The organism is Pseudarthrobacter sp. WHRI 8279, from assembly GCF_040224115.2.
In the GTDB taxonomy this organism is placed as follows: Bacteria; Actinomycetota; Actinomycetes; order Actinomycetales; family Micrococcaceae; genus Arthrobacter.
Genome location: NZ_CP168162.1, coordinates 2,736,818 through 2,755,935 on the forward strand (window position 1 = coordinate 2,736,818; position 19,118 = coordinate 2,755,935).

Consider the following 19,118-nt stretch of genomic DNA (forward strand, 5'->3'; position numbering starts at 1 on the left):
GAAGGGCCCGTAGGATGCTGAAGGGGCGCACGGTTCCCTTGACCTCCGCGAACAAAGGAATCCATGGAACAGCCAGGCCTCGTCCACTTCAACCCGGTGCGCAGGCCGGACCTTTTCTGGATGACTGCCTACGCCCTAATCTTGGGCACGGGTGTCCTCATCGGCGCGGGGCTTGCCGTCGCCCCGCTCGTGCTGGCGGCCATGTACCCGGGCACCTGGTTCCTCGTCACGCTGGCCGCGGTGCCCCTGGGCCTGTGGATGGTTGCCCGGCTGGTATCCGCCGGCCGCAAACTTCGGCTGCGGTACCGGCACCTGCCCGAGTACACGCTGTTTGAAGACCGGGTGGAGTCCGCGGAGTGGCCCAATCCGCTGGAGAAGGGCGTCCGTTTAGGCAAGGACACCCCACCCACCCTGCGCTCCGTGAACCTGGCCCAGGTCACGTCAGCAGTAGTGTCCTTGTGCATCGTGCGGGAAACTCTCAACCGATATGGAAGGCGTTTTACCGAGACCGCGCCCATCCTGTACATCCGCTACCGGGCCGATAACAGGGACGAATTAATGAGCATTCCCTTCCCGTCCCACTGGGATCAGGGAGTCGATACGTGGCTCAGCCACCTCAGCGACGAAGGCATCCCGCTTTTCTACACTCCCCAGGTCCTGTACCGCCACGACACGCAGGTACTGGACGACGCCGGCAGGCTCCGGCTTTTGGACGAACTCCCCAACCTCGTCCCGTACCGGTTTGCCCACGGCTGGCAGGCCGACGAGCCAGGTCTCCGGGCCCAATGGTCTGATGTTGAGCACGCAGAGCGCCAGGCTGAGGAGGCCCGGGATCCGGCGCTGAAGCGTGCCCGGGCGCGCCACCCGGTTACCACCTGGATCATCCAAATGCTGGTCTTCGTCTGGCTGGGCATGACGGTCTTCGTCCAACAGCTTGCCTGGGCCGGCCGACCCGCGGAACCGGCCAGTCTCATCATCAGCTTCGCTGTGGTTCTGCTCTTCGGCCTGCTGTTCTTCTTCCTCCTGCGCAGCTACCTTCGGTGGCCGTATATCTTCATCTACTCCGGCGGCGCGCTGCTGACGGGATTCATGACAGTTGTCGCCAGCACCAGCCTGTCCACCGCCGACCAGGACGTCGCAGTAGCGTTCTTCCTTGCCACCGTCTTCTTCCAGCCCTTGTGCTGGCTCCCCTACCTGGTGGTCAGGAAGCTTTCCGCCCGCTCGGAAAAGCGGCAGCAGGTTCCTGCCTGACAGCCCTGCCCAGCCCAGCCCTGCCCCGGCACCAACTCACACCTTGAAGTACTTCGCCTCCGGGTGGTGGAACACGAACGCGTCGGTGGACTGTTCGGGGTGCAGCATCAGCTCATCGCTGAGGACCACGCCCATCCGCTCGGGCTTCAGCAGCTCAGTCACCTTGCGGCGGTCCTCCATGTCCGGGCACGCGGGGTAGCCGAGCGAGAACCGTGCACCGCGGTAGTCGAGCTTGAAATACCCTGCCGTGTCCTTGGGCTCCTCGGATGCGAAGCCCAGCTCCTTGCGGATGCGCGCGTGCCAGAACTCCGCCAGCGCCTCGGTGAGCTGCATGACCAGGCCGTTGAGCTCGTAGTAGTCGCGGTACTGGTTGGCGGCGAACATCTTGGACGTGAACTCCTCGATCTTCGAGCCGGCGGTGACCAGCTGGACCGGCAGCACGTCGATCTGCCCGGACTCGCGCGACTTCACGAAGTCGGCCAGGCACAGGTGCCGGTCGCGGCGCTGGCGCGGGAAGTCGAAGCGCAGCCGCTCGGTGCCGATCGGACCGCCTGAACCGCCGTCGGGGGCGAGGAGGCCCGCGGCGCCCAGGACGCCGTCGTGATCCTCCCCGTGGTGCAGCACCACCACCTGCTCCCCCTCGGAAACCACCGGGAAGTAGCCGTAGGCGACGGATGCATCAAGCATTCCCTCGGCGAGGATGCGGTCCAGCCAGTAGCGCAGGCGCGGCCGGCCCTCGCGTTCCACCAGTTCCTCGTAGGAGGCGCCGTCTTCGCCGCGGCCGGGCTTGAGCCCCCACTGCCCCATGAACGTGGCGCGCTCGTCGAGCAAGGCCGCGTAGTCGTGGAGCGCCACGCCGCGCACAATGCGCGTGCCCCAGAACGGCGGCGCGGGCACCGGGTTATCGGTGACGACGTCGGACCGGCCGGGCATCGCTTCCGGCTCGGTCACCGTGAACTTCGCCCCGCCCTTGTGGATGCGCTTCTTCAAAGGCGGCAGGCCGACGTCGTCCGGGGACGCGCCGCGGGCCACCTTCACCAGCGGTTCCATGAGGGCAAGGCCCTCGAAGGCGTCCTTGGCGTACCGGACCACGCCGTCAAACTGCTCCGCCAGGTCCTGCTCCACGTAGGCGCGGGTCAGGGCGGCGCCGCCCAGGATGATGGGCCACTTCTTCGCCAGGCCGCGGGACTGCAGCTCGGCGAGGTTCTCCTTCATCACCACGGTGGACTTCACCAGCAGCCCGGACATGCCGATCACGTCGGCGTTGTGCTCCTCCGCCGCGGCCATGATCTCGGCGATGCCCTGCTTGATGCCGATGTTGATGACTTTGTAGCCGTTGTTGGTGAGGATGATGTCCACCAGGTTCTTGCCGATGTCATGCACGTCGCCGCGCACGGTGGCGATCACCATGGTGCCCTTGCCGGAGGAATCCGACTTCTCCATGTGCGGCTCGAGCAGGGCGACGGCATTCTTCATCACCTCGGCGGACTGCAGCACGAACGGCAGCTGCATTTCGCCGGCGCCGAAGCGCTCACCCACCACCTTCATGCCCTCGAGCAGGTGATCGTTGATGATGCCGAGCGGGGTCATGCCCTCACTGCGGGCCAGGTCCAGGTCCTCCTCGAGGCCCTTGCCTTCGCCGTCGATGATGCGCCGCTCCAGGCGCTGGCCGGTGGGCAACGCCGCGAGTTCGGCGGCGCGCTGGTCCTTGAGCGCTGCGGTGTCGACGCCGGCGAACATGTCGAGCATGACGGCGAGAGGATCGTAGGTGGTGTTGCCGTCGGCGTCGTATTCGCGGCGGTCCCAGACGAGGTCCAGCGCCACCTTGCGCTGCTCTTCCGGCAGGGAAGCGAGCGGCACGATCTTGGCGGCGTCGATGATGCCGCTGGTCAGGCCGGCCTGCGCGGCCTCATGCAGGAACACGGAGTTGAGGACGACGCGCGCTGCCGGGTTCAGGCCGAAGGACACGTTGGAGACGCCAAGTGTGGTGTTGATGCCGGGGTACTTCGCAGTGATCTGGCGGATGGCCTCGATGGTTTCGATGGCGTCCCGGCGGGTTTCTTCCTGGCCGGTGGCGATGGGGAATGTCAGGGCGTCCACGATGATGTCCTCGACGCGCATGCCCCATTCGCCCACCAGGGCGTCGACGAGGCGGGAGGCGATGGCCACCTTGCCTTCGGTGGTGCGGGCCTGGCCCTGTTCGTCGATGGTCAGGGCGATCACGGCCGTGCCGTGTTCCTTCACGAGCGGCATGATGCGCGCGAAGCGGCTGTTGGGGCCGTCGCCGTCCTCGTAGTTGACGGAGTTGACCACCGGGCGGCCGCCGATGAGCTCAAGCCCGGCTTGCAGCACGGGCGGTTCGGTGGAGTCGATGACGAGCGGGAGGGTGGAGGCCGAAGCGAAACGCGAGACGATCTCCTTGATGTCGGCCACGCCGTCGCGCCCCACGTAGTCGATGCAGACGTCCAGCAAGTGCGCGCCGACGCGGACCTGCTCACGGGCGATGTCCACGCAGTCGTCCCAGCGCTCCTCGAGCATCGCCTGGCGGAACGCCTTGGAACCGTTCGCGTTGGTGCGCTCACCGATGGCGAGGTACGCGGAATCCTGGTCGAACGGCACGTGGTGGTAGAGGGAAGCGATGCCTGCTTCGCGCTCGGTGGGGGTGCGGGCGGCGCCGTTGCTGGCTTTCGTGTCCGTGGTGACGGGGCCTGCGGTGCGGAAGGGGGCAAGGCGTTCGACGACGGCGGCCATGTGTTCCGGCGTCGTACCGCAGCAGCCGCCCACCAGGCCCAGTCCGAACTCGCGTACGAACTGCTCGTGTGCGGTGGCGAGTTCGGTGGGTGAGAGCGGGTAGTGCGCGCCGTTGGGGCCGAGGACGGGCAGTCCGGCGTTGGGCATGCAGGCGATGGCCACGGAGGACTGCTTGGAGAGGTGGCGGAGGTGCTCGCTCATCTCGTCCGGGCCGGTGGCGCAGTTCAGGCCGATGGCGTCGACGCCGAGGGGTTCGAGGGCGGTGAGGGCGGCGCCGATTTCGGAGCCCATCAGCATGGTTCCGGTGGTTTCGACGGTCACCTCGACGAAGATGGGGAGGCGGATGCCGCGGGTGACGATGGCCTGCTTGCAGCCGTTGACCGCGGCTTTGGTCTGCAGGAGGTCCTGGCTGGTTTCGATCAGGAAGGCGTCCGCTCCCCCGTCGATGAGGCCCTCGGCCTGCAGGGCGAACGTCTGCTTGAGGTAGTCGTAGCTGGTGTGCCCGAGGCTGGGGAGCTTGGTGCCCGGCCCCATGGAGCCCAGGACCCAGCGCATCCGGCCGTCTGTTTTTTCTGCCGCTTCTGCGCGTTCACGGGCAATTTGTGCGCCCTTGCGGGCGAGCTCTTCGATGCGGTCGTCGATGCCGTAGTCGGAGAGGTTGGACCAGTTGGCGCCGAAGGTGTTGGTTTCGACAGCGTCGATGCCCGTTGCGAAATAGGCGTCGTGGATGTCCGCGAGGACGTCCGGCCGGGTGTCGTTGAGGATCTCGTTGCAGCCTTCGAGGCCCTGGAAATCTGTTTCCAGGGACAAGTCGCGGCCCTGCAGCATGGTGCCCATCGCGCCGTCGGCGATGACGACCCGGTGGTTCACGGCGTCCAGCAGCTCCTGCGAACGGGCAGGACGGGGGACGGATTCGATGTCGAGCGCAAAACGGGGCATCTAAACAGGTTACGTGGCGGGGCTGACACGTTGCGCTGTGTGTCCGGATGCTACGGCGGGTGGGCCGCCACAGGCGCCTGCTTCCAAAGCCTTCTCCGTCGCAGCCTTTGCCCGCAAACCGAAAGCCGACGTTATGTAAAGCTGCAGCTGAGAGGGGCTCCCCAAAGGCTTCCGGGAACATCCTTCAGCTGCCCAGCCAGGACTGCGTAAACAGCCAGTGATTCATCGCCTGTCGGCTTCGGTTTCAATCATGCCCTGGCGCCTGTAATTGGCGAGGCTTCCGTCGAATAGCAGTTGACCGAAGCTTCGGTCCACTATGTGCCTCTGAACCTGAGGATTCCCTGTGAAGCTGCGTAAGTCGGCGGGCGACACCCGACGTTGCGTAACAGCGGCGTCAACTTTGACCCGTGACGACCGAAGTCGCCTCCCCAGGACTACAGGACGCCGATTGCACGGGCGTCTTCTTTCGAGACCATGAACTCGGAGTCGGCAGGTTTCCATTGACCACCAAAACCGCAACCAGACTCGGCGCTTCAGGATTTTCCAGCCCGTGGAGCTTTGGTATCAGGTCGAAAAGGTAGTTTTCTGGTGTTCCAATCGGGAGCTGCTTCGGGCTCATGTCAAGGATGGTAAGAATCGACAGACGTGCCCCATTGGCAGCTGCATACTGTGTCGGCTGACCCATGTATTTTGGCGCTCGATCTTTTGTCACGGACGATTTCCGCTCAACCTTCAGCTCAGCTGTAATGCCGTCGTGGCGGACATCAAGGAACCCGAGCGCGAGTGGACTCCCACGCTCCACCCTTCCGCCAAGCTCGACATCGGCGAGCAAACGGTTGTGGATGTCGTCATGGAACTCCTTTTCGGTCACTCTGGCTCCACGTCGATACTTCTTCTCCCAGGTGATCTCCAAGCCCACTCGGCATATAGAAGTGAACAGCCGGCAGAATGCCTGAAGTTGATCCTCATCAAAGCCGGCCCGTGCCAATCGGTCATACATCTCAAGCAGTCGTTCGTCGAAGACGGGATAGTTCGTCGCGCGGTCGCGAGTTTCGTCATATGGTCTAAGTCGAAGCTCGCGGTGTCCCGCGACGTCTAGGCTTTGAGTCCGGGTTTTTCCATCCGTCTCTCCGCGCCAAATTAGGCGCATTAGAAGTGGAGGCGCGGATGCTCCCGGCGCTAGCGAAAAGCGCAACACAATAGATCCGGCCTGCTCGTATGTCTCGCCGTCACCCACATGATCAGCACGAGACCAACTGAACGTCGGAGTCGAGATTTCCGCTGGGGTGAGATGACTCAACAGCTCACCGTCGAGACGGGTCGCCCACGTAGGCCACTCCCCGGCTTGAACGCGTGCTGACAGCTCATACACCCGGCCCCGGCGCAACACCTCAGGACCAGTTACCAGATGGTGGTCAAGTGAAAGCAGCGCAACGGCAACCGGGCGGACTTCCTCTCCTGAATTCGTACTCGTCCGCCCCCGAACATCAGAAATAGGAACGCCCGCACGCCGCGGCCCGACAACGATAGGGAGTGGTAGCGGCAACAAGCGCCACTTTTCGAATAGGGCGGCTGTCGATGACCCGGCGGGATGGGACCGAGCCGCTTCGACAACATCAAGCAGAGGACCTCCGAGAGGGTCATCCTTGCCGAGGGTTTCAATGAGGGCCGATGCAAGGAGTTCGCTGCGACGCTCGGCCGCCCCCTTGTGGGCCGACATCTGTTCGGTCTGCGCGTCGAACGCGGCCGCTTCAGCACGCAACAGGTGTGCTACCACGTCACATAGTGCCGCCACCCCCCTCAAGTACGCACCGGTCGCGGTCGCCCTTACCGACGCCTTCGCGACCGCCTCACCCGCAGACTTCAGCGCCTGGGCACGGTCCCGAAGATCTGCCGGAGGATCTGCCGGGTCGACCGGCCTGGCAGCCATCAGGAGGCGCCGCAATGTCACGGACGCTACCGCACTGTCGGCGACTTTCTTGATCACCCCTGCATCGCGCTCTTGGGTCAAGACGGCGGCGCCGCCCAGCGCTGCCTCCGCAAACCCCTTCCATTCGAGACCCTCGATGGCGCCCGCATCCATTTGGAGTACTGCAGCGACAACGTCGAAGAACAGCTTTTGATCCGCATACGCCGGTTGGTCAGGCGTCGCCGCGAGAAGTGCGTTCATGATGGTTACTGCATCCGTCAGGCGGCCAGTCCGCCAGGCGACCTCAATGAATTCCGCCGCCTCAACTGGACGGTCGGATCCCAATCTGAGTGCCGCCTCAGCCAACTCCCGCGCTTCCAGTGCCAGCAGGCCGGCACCGCAGTCGAGTAGGGCAGTGAGTTCCGGTTCGCCGCGTTGGTTAAAGCGGTCGTTGATCAGCGGATCAACGGCCTGTTTGAATCGGAGCTGCGCCATCTGCACAGATCGTGATGCCTCTTGCCCCCACCCATTCGCCCGGAGCACATCTCGAAGGTCAAACGAACTGAGAACCTCAGCGGCCGCCAGTGCACTGGCTTGCACAGCCAGTTGCAGGTCACTGTTGTTGTTTAGTCGCGTCGTTAGCATCAACACCGCATGGATGGCCTCCTTGAGCCCCTCTGGGTAGGAGCCGTTCCTCAATGCATTCAACGACGATGCGGCGTGTAACAACAGCTGAGGCAAAACTTCGGCCGGCCAAGACAAAACAACGGCTGCCCGGAGGACCGAACGCACGACAACGACGAAATTGTCCCGAGCAAGGGCAGGCAGCAGCTCGACAAGACTGGACGGCAACTCGTGGCTGCGCCCGATCTTCACCCACACGTCCAAGGAACGCGCCCGCAGACGGGCATCGGGTCCAACCAAATGCGTATACAGGACCGGCAAGATCTTGCCCAGGACTCCCGGAAGGTCACCGTGCGCCTGTCCAACTTCACCCATCGCATCCATGAGATACCACGCGACGTCGGTAGTGCGTTCAGTGTCTCGCTCGTCGGTTATCGCATCGACCAATGCAACGCAGACTGCAGCCGGGTCTTTTACGGCTGCAACCCTTACCGCTGCCAGTAGGTGCCGGATGGCACTGCGTCGCATCACGCCTGTGGTCTCGGCCTCCAGCGCACGCAATGCGGACGAGTCGCCGCCTACTATCTCTAGAGACGACGGGGGCGCCTCGTCGGACTTTTCAACCAGAGTCAAGACACCGCCGAGGATCGCCGGCAACCGGTTCAAGGCAAAATCGGGCACGTCCTCGACCAGGTTCTCTACCAAATCTCCCGCACCCGACAAGGCTGGTCCGCCCCAGTCGCCACTAAGCCGTCCCATCGCCAAAACAAACAGCTCGTCCCTCACCTGAGCCGCACGCTCACTAGACAGAACCGGATCACCCGGCTCACGCCGTTGCGGACTAGCCGTCACCAAGTTCTGGGCCAAGGCCATGACCCTCACCAACCGCTCGCCAAGCTCGTGCGACCCCGCAGCACCGGCCGAAGTCATCGCAGCCGAAACGTCACCAACACCAAGCACCATCATGACGGCAAGCGACCTTTCTATGTCGACCAGCCCGTGGCTGTCGGTGGTACCAAACACATCCGACGACAGCTGGAGGACCAAGGGTGCCACTAGCCTGGCAGCCAATTCCGGATGCGTAGCCGCCAAGACGCGAACAGCACCCGCCGCCGATGCAATTTCGAACAGCGACTCATCACCTTTGGTCGTCGCACTTGGCGGTAGCACAAGTCCGGAGGCCGCCGTCGGCCCAGGCGCCATCCGTCGAAGGACGCGCTCCAAGCGATCGGGAACCAGACCTGCAACGGAAATTAGCCCAACCGCGTCATTGGCATCCCCCGGCTGTCTGAACGTGTCATCAGACGGTGCTCCCGCAAGAATTATCAACGAACGGCAGACGGCCTCGTCTATATCCTCGTCCTGGACAAATTCAATCAGGTCCGCGATGCACCGTCCCGCTGGCACCGAGCTCGAACCCCCCAGGACCTCCAAGGCAGTATTGACGGTTCGAGCCGCGAACTCGGGCCTCGCTCCGGACACTAATCTGAATACATCCAGAAGTGCCGGGGAAGCCAGACCATCAGAAACTAATGAATTTCCGTGCGCTACGACGGCCTCAGTTAACGTCGCAGGTGCACGCTCGGCGAGAGCACGAAGGCGGGCCAAAGCCGCACTTTCCACGGCGAGGTCGCGAACACCACTCGGATCCGGGTCTAATAGGCCGATATCAAGAAGAGCCGATGCCATTACATCGTCAAGCTGGGCAGCCAACGCCTGCCGCGTCTGGCAGCGCCCTAACCACTCCCCACGCAAGGCCGCCAGGCGCGCGGCCGTCTCGGCTTCAGCCTGCGACTTAGCCAAGTCTTGTTCCTCCACGTAGCTGGCGAGGTTGGGCACCGGGACTGTCTGAATAACGGTGTGTGGGATCCGGCCTGATCCGAAAGGAGACGGCCGTGTCAGAGCCCACGACCGAGATGACAGGGGTGATGATCGATCCTGTGACCGGAGAGATCATCGATCAGAAGGAGCTCGCGGAGCGGTTGCTCGCGCAGGCAAAGGAACAGGGCGTGAGCTTGGTAGGCCCCGGTGGGCTGCTGAACCAGCTCACGAGGAATGTGCTGGAGACCGCGCTGGAAGCGGAGCTGACCGAGCACCTCGGCCACGAGCATGGCCAGACACCGATCGCAGCCAACATGCGCAACGGCACCAGGACAAAAACCGTGCTGACCGAGATCGGTCCGGTCGAAATTGAGGTGCCCCGGGATCGGGACGGCTCGTTCGAGCCGGTGATCGTGCCCAAGCGGAAACGGCGGCTGGACGGGATCGATCAGATCGTGCTCTCGCTGTCTGCCCGGGGGCTGACCACCGGGGAAATCGCCGCGCACTTCGAGGAGGTCTACGGGGCCAAGGTCTCTAAAGACACCATCAGCCGCATCACGGAGAAAGTCACCGGGGAACTGGCCGAATGGTCGGCCCGTCCTTTGGATCCGGTCTATCCGGTGCTGTTCGTTGACGCGGTCGTGGTCAAGGTCCGTGACGGGCAGGTGCGCAACACCCCGTTCTACGTCGTCATGGGAGTCACCACAAGCGGGGAGCGGGAGATTCTGGGCATCTGGGCCGGCGACGGTGGCGAGGGTGCACGTTTCTGGCTGCAAGTATTCTCCGAGCTGAAGAACCGGGGCGTAGAGGATGTGCTGATCGCCGTCTGCGACGGGCTCAAGGGCCTGCCCGAGGCAATCACCACCACGTGGGAGCGAACAGTCGTGCAGCAGTGCATCGTGCACCTGATTCGCAACAGCTTCCGCTACGCCGGACGCCAGCACCGCGACGGCATCGTCAAGGCGCTCAAGCCTGTCTACACGGCCCCGTCCGAGCATGCGGCGAAGGACCGGTTCGCCGAGTTCACGGCCGAATGGGGCCAGCGATATCCGGCCATCGTGCGGCTTTGGGAATCCTCCTGGGCCGAGTTCGTGCCGTTCCTGGAGTACGACGTGGAGATCCGCCGGGTGATCTGCACGACGAACGCGATCGAGTCGATCAACGCGCGCTACCGAAGGGCAGTAAGGGCCCGCGGGCACTTTCCAAACGAGACCGCGGCCCTGAAATGCCTATACCTCGTCACCAGATCTCTTGATCCCACCGGCGGCGGTCGGGCACGCTGGGTGATGAGGTGGAAGCCTGCACTGAACGCGTTCGCGATCACCTTCGCTGGCCGGTTCGAAAGAACCACTCAATAATGAAAACCAGCCGGACTCCACACACCGTTTATCGGACAGTCCCTGGGCACCTGCCCGGTTGGCCGACGCATGGCACATCCAACGCAATGTGCCCGGTAGAACTCCGGAATTACAAACGTTAGATTCGGTGCCATACCGCCATGGGCAACCGGGCATCTAACTTGGCGCATGTTGATGGGCAGGCCGGTAGCCATCTCAGCCATCCCTTGACCTCCCGCAGGCACGAATTGCATGTGAGTGCAATGGCGGTTGGCCAGTTCGATAAGCTCCTTGTTGCGAAGCCCCATCGCAATGGCAGACTCCCAAACGCGGTCATTCATAAAGCTATCCTTGCAGTTCCTGACGACAGCGGTTCATATGCGGGTGAGTATGTCTGTGGCGCACCACTAGGCGGGCGCTCGGCCCGGGGAACTCTCGTACGCTCCCTGATCTCGGCAATCCAAGGTCATTCAGTGCCTGCAGATCGACAGCGGGGAGGTATTCCGGCCCGGCCTTTGCTGCGCTGATCCGGCCAATAGCCATCACGCTGATGGGAAGTCTCGACCGACATTGCTCGTGCTTCGGCTTCCACGAGTCTGTGGGCATTTCCAGCACCGTTGTTTGTGTGGAGCCGCGGTCAAGCGCAGCGCTCCCCCAGCTTTACGGAATATCCGTCATTGGCTTTATTCGTTAGCGTGCATATTCGATTTCGAAATAATCGTGCTTTCTGAGGGGCGTGTCGTCCGACTAGGCACTATTGAACGAACAGGTGGAACAGAAGAGGACTGAACTAACGGCGGAAGCGTTGCGGTAGTTCCTGAGTCGTAAGAATAGATTGTAGAAGGTTTGATTGGTCCACCTCCTAAGTAGTAGGGGAGGACTCCTCTATGGCTTCTACTCTTTTCTCCTAGCACGACGCTTTGCTTCTCGCAGCTCTCGCTCATACTGAGTCATGGTGACCCTATTGACCAGGAATGCAACGACAGCAGCACCAAAGCCAACCAGAGCACCAAAGCCGCCGGTAAGAGCTACCGAGCTAAAGAAAGCTCCTACGCTTTCCCAAAGCCCGGGATTCTGTACATATCCCATAAACACGGCGAACAAGTAGCCGATAGCTACAACGAAAAAGGCCGGATGCCGTCCTGGTAGCTACGTCGCGCCAGAACTTCTCATCCTTCACCCACTCAGCCGGCCATTGCCAGGGCTTCACCTTTTCCAGCTTCTGCTCACTCAAGGTGTTGCTCCTGTCCGTACCAACATGGCGCATGCGACATAGGCAATGCCGCCAATAGACGCGAAGATCATCGACAGCTTCACGAGCATGTGTTTCCGCCAAGCAATCTTGCTCATGCCTACGAGCTGCTTAGTCAGCACCGGGAGTAGATCCGTGTCCTTTATCTTCTGCATGAGTGCAGCAGGTTCCCAGAACATGACATGGCCGAAGTAGATGAAGTTATCCGGCCATTCTTTGCCGACCTGCCACATGCGAAGCCGCGGAATAACCACCCACATTGCACAAGCCGCAGCGAGTACTAGGGCAATCCCACCGAGGTAGTAGGCAATGTTCTGCCATGGCCCAGTGAGTGTGGCAAAGATGCGATCCTTAGCAGAAAGATTGATGACTAAGCCGATGCCGGCGGACTCCAGGGCAAAGGCGAAGGCGGCCTTGGTATCTACCTTGCCGGTCCAGTCCACCATTGCAGCGTGAATCTTCCAGGCAGTCTCAAGTGCTGCTTTGTCGTCTTCTTTAGCCGGCGGAGTAGGTTCTGGCTTCTTCCACCAGCTCACGGCGTACGCATCCAGTCACTTGTGTAGACGTTCACTGAGTAAGGTCCGACAGTCATTTGCTTTGGCCCTGTAAACATGGGCTTTTTATCAGGGGCACTCAGCTTGACGGACTCGTTCAGTCGGCTATAGACATTGCTGGTTATCAGGATCGAAGCTCCGGCGTTTCTTTCCCCGCTGAGCTTGGCCGCAACAGCTGGCGCAGCACCAATCGAGATCAAGTCATTGTGGCTCGTGGTGCCCGCCTTGTTGCGAACACCGGCTCGCACGATTAGCGCATCTCCGGTGTCTATGCCAACGCCGTGCTTCACCGTCCACCAATTGCCGTCAGGACGCTTCCTGGTCTTTGCCAGCTCGTTCAGGATCTTCTCGACTGCCCAGTTGATCTTGAGCGCGGCCCCTGCAGCCTGTGTCCGCATGCTGTTACCCATGAAGATGCCCATTACCCGGTCGCCATCGAAGCTCTTGATCGAGCCGTTAGCTTCCCTGATGATGTCTGACGCTGCACCCAAATACATCCTGTGAACGCGTGCTGCAAAGTCGGAATCAAACAGCTTCTGCATCTCTGTAGAGTCCGCGAGGTCAGCGTAGAGGTAGGTGGCTTCTACCTTCACCGCCCCGTTCGAGTGAGCAACGCTGTCCGTACTCGGAACCACCTGCCCGGTCCGCTCATTCCACTCAACATTCCAGAGCTCGATTGCTTGTGCCCTGAGCTTGTCGGACTGCTCGCTCATTCTTCCCCCATAGGTTTTGTAAGTTGTGCGAAGACAATCTTAGACTGCGCCAAGGACAAAACTTGTAAGCGTCACCCCTGCTACTGCTTCTAATATTCGTTTTATGTATTGACATATAAAGTAATTTGCTAATAATAGGGACAGCTAAATAATAACTGATTCAACCGTTCCTACTGAGCAACCAATTTAGCTGAGCGTGTAATCCGCTCCACAGCTCGAAACGTAAGTGCAATTGGCATCAAGATGCCTGGTCGGAGCGGTTGAATGAGGGCCAGGACTGGCTGATCAAGTCAAACAAACACATAACGCCCAGTTCGGGCAAAGACCAAAAACATGAAAGTCAAAACAGTCGCACCTACACAAGAGGCAAAGCCAGCTAAGACGTACACGCGTACCGAGCACTACCAGGCAATTGTTATCTATCCTCGCAACTGCTATCGCCGGTGTAGTAGGCGGCTACTTCATTAGTATCAGTGTTATTGGTGATGCTCGTCAGAACGCAGTACGTGACATGCAGCTCGTGTCAAAAGAAGAAAGCCGCTGAAGACCGTCAGTAGCGAGCAAAAACCAAAGACGGTAGAACTTGCAGCTCAAACGGCAGAGACGCCTCAGAGCGTGCGAGAACAAGCCACAGCACCTATCCATGCAGCTAGGGTCTGCAAATAGTATCGAAAGCTCGTATCCAAGTACGACTGGGCCGTGCATCCTACCCACCAGCCAGCTGACTAGGCGATCACCCATCCCCAGTTTGAATGCCTGACTGACTCATAGCGTCCGCCGCCGATGTTGAGGGTTTCTGGCTGTGACCATATGGCGTCCCCTTTGCTTGAGAAGCACGAGTCATAGGAGGCTTCCTTCCATACTCGTTCACTGATGAACGTGCGGTAGCCCTTCAGGTCGCTCAGTTTCGCCGCGATGTTGGGTGCGTCGCCGATAGAAACAAGGTCATTATGGTTTCGGACGCCCGCCCGAGCGATCAGAGCCAACCCGTAGTCGATCCCCGTCCGGTGGCTCAGCTGCCATATGTTCTCGTTGTACTCGCCGCTAAGAGCAAGCCTCAGGCTCTGACGAACGACGTTCTCAACCGCCCACTTGATCTCCAGGGCGGCTCTGATAGCCCTCGTTGAGCCGTCGCCACCAATGAAGATCGCCATAACTCTGTCACCGTCATAACTTCTGATCTCACCGTCGTGGTGCCGTAGGATGCGCGAAGCCGCCGATAGGAAGGCCTTGATGATCTTGGCTGAGGTTTCTGCTGTGTGCCAGCGGGCAAGTCCTGTGGAGTCAGCCATGTCCGTGTAGAGGTACGCCGCTTCAATGTAGACGCCACCGTTACTGAGCTTCACCGTGTCTGATGTAGGGACCTTTGACCCAAAGCGTGTGTCCATCTCCGCAAAGACGATGTCATCAACGGCGCACTCAAGATCATATTTTCGACCCAAGTTATTCTCCTCATTTTCAACCGTCTCTAATTCTATCGGTGCTCACCGACATCGCCCGGCTCTTTCAATTTCAGCCTTCGTATGCATAAATAAGGGCACATATGGCAGAAACTGACACACAAGACGACAAAAGACCTGTAGGCCGACTACTCAAGATTCAGAGTGTCGAAGAGTTATCGCAAAATCGAAGAGTACTTCGGCAACTGCGATGCGCACATCATCAAGGTAAAAGTCCGGAAAGAACGCGCTGACGGCACCGGCTACTGGGCAGAAGACGAAGCCATCAGTGATCAGCGTCCCTACACGATGTCCGGCCTGGCTCAGCACTTGGGATCTCCCGTCAAAGCCTCCTTGACTATGGTGACAGGGAAGAATTCATGGACCTGCAAAGGAGAAGGTTCATCGCCTTGCCGAGGAACAATTCTTCGGCAAGTCTTCCTCCGGCGCCGCGTCTTGTCCGCGATCAGGATGACCTGCGTGCGCTGGTCCAGGGTCTCACCCGGCGCGGGGTTCGGGTGGAATTCTTCAAGGAACAGCTCGTCTTCACCGGCGAGGACTCCCCGTGTCTAGTCTCATGCTCTCGGTCATGGGCGCCTGCGCCGAATTTGAGCGTGCCCTGATCAGGTAGCGCCAGCGCGAGGGTATCGCCCTGGCCCAGCGACGCGGCATATACAAAGGGCGGAAGAAGACCCTGACACCGGAACGGGCAGTCGAGCTGGTCGAGCGGGCCGGCAGTGGCATTCCAAGGTCGTCCTCGCCCGGGATTATGGCATCAGCCGCGAAACGGTCTACCAGTATTTTCGCCAGGCGCGCCTCGGATGATCATGAACCGACCGTGTCCGTAGCCTGTAAATAGAACTCGTCATTGATCTTTATCACCAGAGCCACGAGCAGTTTAAGAGCCGTGAGGTAGGTCTGAAGGTGTTCCTCTTCGCTTGCGGTAGTCGGTTGGGACCCGTGCAGATATTTATTGCGAAGTTCTGGCCCATTGCTGAATTCAGCTTTGTTGAGAAAGTAATTGAAATAGCTGGACTCCGCCTCGGTAAGGAGCGAGGACCTGCGGGTCAGCAATCCGCGACCTTCGAGAGCGGCGACATGGGCGCGGCCATCAACCGAGAGATGGTGATACGTCGCTACTTCTTTGTGAAAGAGCCTCTGGAGAAGCAAGAACTGTTGTGGCTTCCTGATCCGAACATGCGTGCCTGTGTCTTCCAGGACCCCGAAGGCGATCAGCTCATCTACGATTGCTCGCTGATGCTCTAGAAAATCTGAGTATGAGACGTCATTTTGGACAAGGAGTCGAGCAGCGCTTGAGTCCTGAAGCGCGTCGTTGATGTAGATCAACCCAGACTGGTCGGAGAAGAGCGCGTGGAGGACACCGCGGATGTCCTCGTTGTTAGCCGGGTAGACATACTTACCGTCTAGCAAACTAGGGATTTGCTTGTAGGCCACAGGGTCGGACGTGATAGCGAGAAGTTCCCTGTCAACCTCTCCGTATTGGACGTAGTGCCTGAACTGGTTGGCCAGGCCTTCCATCTCGGCGAAAAGATGCCGCGCCTTCTCCAAGTAGGACGACGCTGGTGCCGACGGTGTAAAGGCGAAGTTGATAACTCCAAATTCCTCGGTCAGATAAGCGTCGCAGAACCAGGCGATCACAGACTCGAGATCGATGTCCTTTGAGGACAGATAATTCCGATACATGTGCGTCTGCAGCATGGAACTTATGTCTTTGGCGGTAAAAGCGGCTCCGGTCTGATAATGCTTGCGGCCCGTAGTCGTCACAAGCCTCTCAAATGTACCGAGCTCAGAGGGGTACGACGGCAGCGTTAGCAATGCATGGTCATCGGCAAATTCGAACAAGTGCTGGAAGTTATTGAGGATGCTCGGGTTATCCAGCGTCTCGTCGAGCCAGTTCTGGCTGTAGGTGTAGGTGGGTACCATGTCGTCCAGTTCCATTTTGGCTGGCTCGTCCTGTGAATCGGAGAGACTCACGCTGGCACCGGTTTTGAACTTCATCGTCGACTCTTCCTTGAAGAGTTCCGCGACCATCCGTTCAACCTGGCGTTTGGCTTCGAGCTTTAGTCTCGCATCGATCCCAGTATGGGGTTCGATGGGCGCGGTGGAGATCAGCCTGACGTAGTTCAGGTTCGCCTGCGGATCCTCAAGATAAGCGGCGAACAACTTCCGGGCGTCAGAGGCAGTAAAGCTTCTTGGGAGATGAATTTCGGTCGATGCATCTTTTTGAAGATACTTCCGGACGAGGTGCTCTGCGTGGCGGGCATCCGCAATCAGTGCCCCACGGATATGACTGTCGTAGGCAGCGGAGAGTTGCTTGTTGCCAAGCATCTCTCCGAGACTGATCCCTGCACCCATTAGTCCCGGAAGCATGACCTGGGCATCGGCGCGCTCAAAGGTCTTGTTTCGGGAGAGAAGCTCGAGAAGATTTGACCTGTAGTAGTGCGGGATCCCATTCAGCTGAGTGGCCAGGTTCGTTCCATTTATGGCGAGAAAGAATTTGAAGGCTGAAGCGCGCAGCCTTGGAGCTAGGGATTTCGCGGCCTCGCACTGCGATTCGCTGTAGTCGACAGGGAGAAGGCCGGCCTCGATGTACAGGCTAACGTTGTATAGCTCAATGGCGTCGACAACAGTTAGTGCCGCTTCGGTGGGATCGAATTGGGCAATGACTTCGGCAATGCGGTCAAACTGCCAATACGACGCAAAGTCACCAGCACCATAAAATTTCACGCGTTTTGGTTCCGCCATGCCGTCCGTCATGTTTTCGATCAGTCCCCATCCGGCCCTACTGCTAGGACCAGTGAGGCCCCTAGGGAAGAGGATATCTGGCGCACTCCCCCGCGCAGCGATAGATGGATCAACAGCACTTGAGTTGAAGGAATATCCACTATCGGCGTTTGGAACGGCCGGGAAGAAGTGGCAGCGAAACGCCCACATCCGAAGGCTAGCCGCGTCTGCGAATTTACTAACCCGCGGCAGGCGCCGGCCCACTGCCTCCTTCCCCGCGTTGTTCTGGCGGCGGGCTCTGGCGCATCCTGGGTGGTGGTCAGATCAGGCTTGGGATGGTGGCCTTGAGATGCTCCTAGGGGCTTCGCGGAGTTGGGACTGTGTGTTATTCAGACTGTAAGAACCAGACGTGACGGATCATTTGCCGATGGTGCATCGCAGGGGCGGATGCGTGACCACCTTGACTCGTGACTCCCCCGACTGACAAGGTGTCCGCAGAAAGTAAGGGATCGTTGGGCTGTCTTCTAAACTGTCCTGTCATGAGGAGTGCACCAGCAGCTGGCGAGATGGTCTGGGCGGGCATCACGCGCCCGCCAGTTCCGCTCGTGTACCTGGACCTAAACCACTACATCCAATTAGCGAAAGCGAGCCGAGCCGCGGCTGGTCACACCACCGGAAGCGGCAAAGCCATTAAGGTACTGCCCGGCTACGACGCGCTCCTCGAATCGGCACGCCGTGCAAAACTCGAGCGTCGAGCACTCTTCCCGTTGTCCTCCGTGCACTTCATGGAGGTCGCACACGCAGTCCCGAGCCCGCGCCAACGCGAACACGTCGCGGACATAATGGAAGAGCTATCGGACTTTACCTACATCCTCGGTCGTCCGTTCTTGGTGCAGTTGGAAATCACGGCTGGCCTGGACAAGCTCTACGGCACGCCTGCCAGCTATGCGTCAGCGCCACTGTTGCAGAAGACTGCGCTCTGGGCCTTCGGTTATAGCGGCGAGTTCAGATTCGTCAACGAATACACCGGCGAAGACCTCGAAAATCGGCTTCGTACGGAGTGGGGTGAGGAAACGTTCGAGGAGCGTCTCGCAGAAATGGATTACATCCGTGAGCGAAAACTCCTTGAAGGTCCACAGGATGCCGAGATCGCGGACCTTCGCAAGCGCGGATATGCTCCTGAGACGTATGAGATCGGTGCAGAGAATCGGCTGGACTTCGAGCTCGCAACCTCCACCTTCCTCGAAACCAATCCCTCTTGGCGACGCGGACGCCTGCGAGATCTTGTCTTTGGACGCGAGATCGCCCACGAATGGATGGAACCTTTCGTCCGCCACCTGCAACAGCGTAAACAAGACGGCTTTAGACACGATATCCCCGAAGATCTGGTAGCCCTCTGGGCAGCGATGCCTCAGGTCCAGGTCGCCGTCACTATGAAGACCCATTACCACCGCAATCCTGCACATCGTTGGAAAATCAACCACATAGCCGACATTGATGCCCTCTCGATTGCGTATGCCTACTGTGACGCTCTCCTGACCGACGCAGAAGCACGGGCCGCTCTCATCACCTCTCCCGACCTGCGCGGCTTCGGCGCTCACGTCTCCCGCAATGCGCAGACGATGGCAGAGTGGCTAGACCGTCTACCCCCTGTCCCTAGCCCAGAAACCCGCGTCAGCCACCCGCTCCCTCCCCAGAGTTGAAGTGTTCACCTAGAGTCGACGGCTGCCTTCAGTGATTAAGAGCCTGGCCGTTTTGAGTGCACCCAAACCTGACGTCAGGT

The 19,118-nt window shown here is 60.1% G+C and carries 9 protein-coding genes and 1 pseudogene; 4 read left to right on the plus strand and 6 right to left on the minus strand.

The annotated features are described in order from the left end of the window. The first annotated feature begins 63 nt into the window (after window positions 1–63). Window positions 64–1,251, plus strand: a complete 1,188-nt coding sequence (locus tag ABRP28_RS12655) for a hypothetical protein (protein WP_350004955.1) — start codon at window positions 64–66, stop codon at window positions 1,249–1,251. Between the two features lie 36 nt (window positions 1,252–1,287). Here the strand turns inward: ABRP28_RS12655 and metH are convergent, their stop codons facing one another. Both metH and ABRP28_RS12665 read right to left on the minus strand, forming a co-directional pair. Then, on the minus strand, window positions 1,288–4,941 hold the full coding sequence (gene metH / locus ABRP28_RS12660) for a methionine synthase (protein WP_350004952.1): 3,654 nt from the start codon (window positions 4,939–4,941) through the stop codon (window positions 1,288–1,290). Window positions 4,942–5,335: 394 nt separating this feature from the next. After that, window positions 5,336–8,521 (minus strand): hypothetical protein, encoded by a 3,186-nt coding sequence (locus ABRP28_RS12665; protein WP_374152849.1) that lies wholly within the window; start codon window positions 8,519–8,521, stop codon window positions 5,336–5,338. A gap of 881 nt (window positions 8,522–9,402) precedes the next feature. Between ABRP28_RS12665 and ABRP28_RS12670 the strand changes: the two genes are divergently transcribed. Beyond that, window positions 9,403–10,653: an IS256 family transposase gene (locus ABRP28_RS12670; RefSeq protein ID WP_374152979.1), complete on the plus strand. Its 1,251-nt coding sequence runs from the start codon at window positions 9,403–9,405 to the stop codon at window positions 10,651–10,653. A 1,209-nt stretch (window positions 10,654–11,862) separates the two neighbouring features. On the opposite strand, the gene ABRP28_RS12675 is transcribed toward ABRP28_RS12670, so the two are convergent. The 3 genes from ABRP28_RS12675 to ABRP28_RS12685 all read right to left on the minus strand — a co-directional run bounded on the left by ABRP28_RS12675 (window position 11,863) and on the right by ABRP28_RS12685 (window position 14,593). Beyond that, the gene (locus tag ABRP28_RS12675; protein ID WP_350005760.1) at window positions 11,863–12,420 is read right to left on the minus strand and encodes a Pycsar system effector family protein; all 558 of its coding nucleotides are present in this window, start codon (window positions 12,418–12,420) and stop codon (window positions 11,863–11,865) included. Continuing rightward, window positions 12,417–13,151: a hypothetical protein gene (locus tag ABRP28_RS12680; protein ID WP_350005757.1), complete on the minus strand. Its 735-nt coding sequence runs from the start codon at window positions 13,149–13,151 to the stop codon at window positions 12,417–12,419. Before ABRP28_RS12680 ends, ABRP28_RS12675 begins: the two co-directional genes overlap by 4 nt. A gap of 725 nt (window positions 13,152–13,876) precedes the next feature. Next, the gene (locus tag ABRP28_RS12685) at window positions 13,877–14,593 is read right to left on the minus strand and encodes an adenylate/guanylate cyclase domain-containing protein (protein ID WP_350005755.1); all 717 of its coding nucleotides are present in this window, start codon (window positions 14,591–14,593) and stop codon (window positions 13,877–13,879) included. 449 nt (window positions 14,594–15,042) lie between these two features. On the opposite strand from ABRP28_RS12685, the pseudogene ABRP28_RS12690 reads away from it, so the two are divergent. Further along, window positions 15,043–15,415: pseudogene (locus ABRP28_RS12690) on the plus strand (recombinase family protein); the annotation flags it as partial. On the opposite strand, the gene ABRP28_RS12695 reads toward ABRP28_RS12690, so the two are convergent. Continuing rightward, on the minus strand, window positions 15,416–17,368 hold the full coding sequence (locus tag ABRP28_RS12695; RefSeq protein WP_350005753.1) for a hypothetical protein: 1,953 nt from the start codon (window positions 17,366–17,368) through the stop codon (window positions 15,416–15,418). Between the two features lie 506 nt (window positions 17,369–17,874). Here ABRP28_RS12695 and ABRP28_RS12700 point away from each other — a divergent pair. Next, on the plus strand, window positions 17,875–19,038 hold the full coding sequence (locus ABRP28_RS12700) for a hypothetical protein (protein ID WP_350005751.1): 1,164 nt from the start codon (window positions 17,875–17,877) through the stop codon (window positions 19,036–19,038). Window positions 19,039–19,118 lie beyond the last annotated feature (80 nt).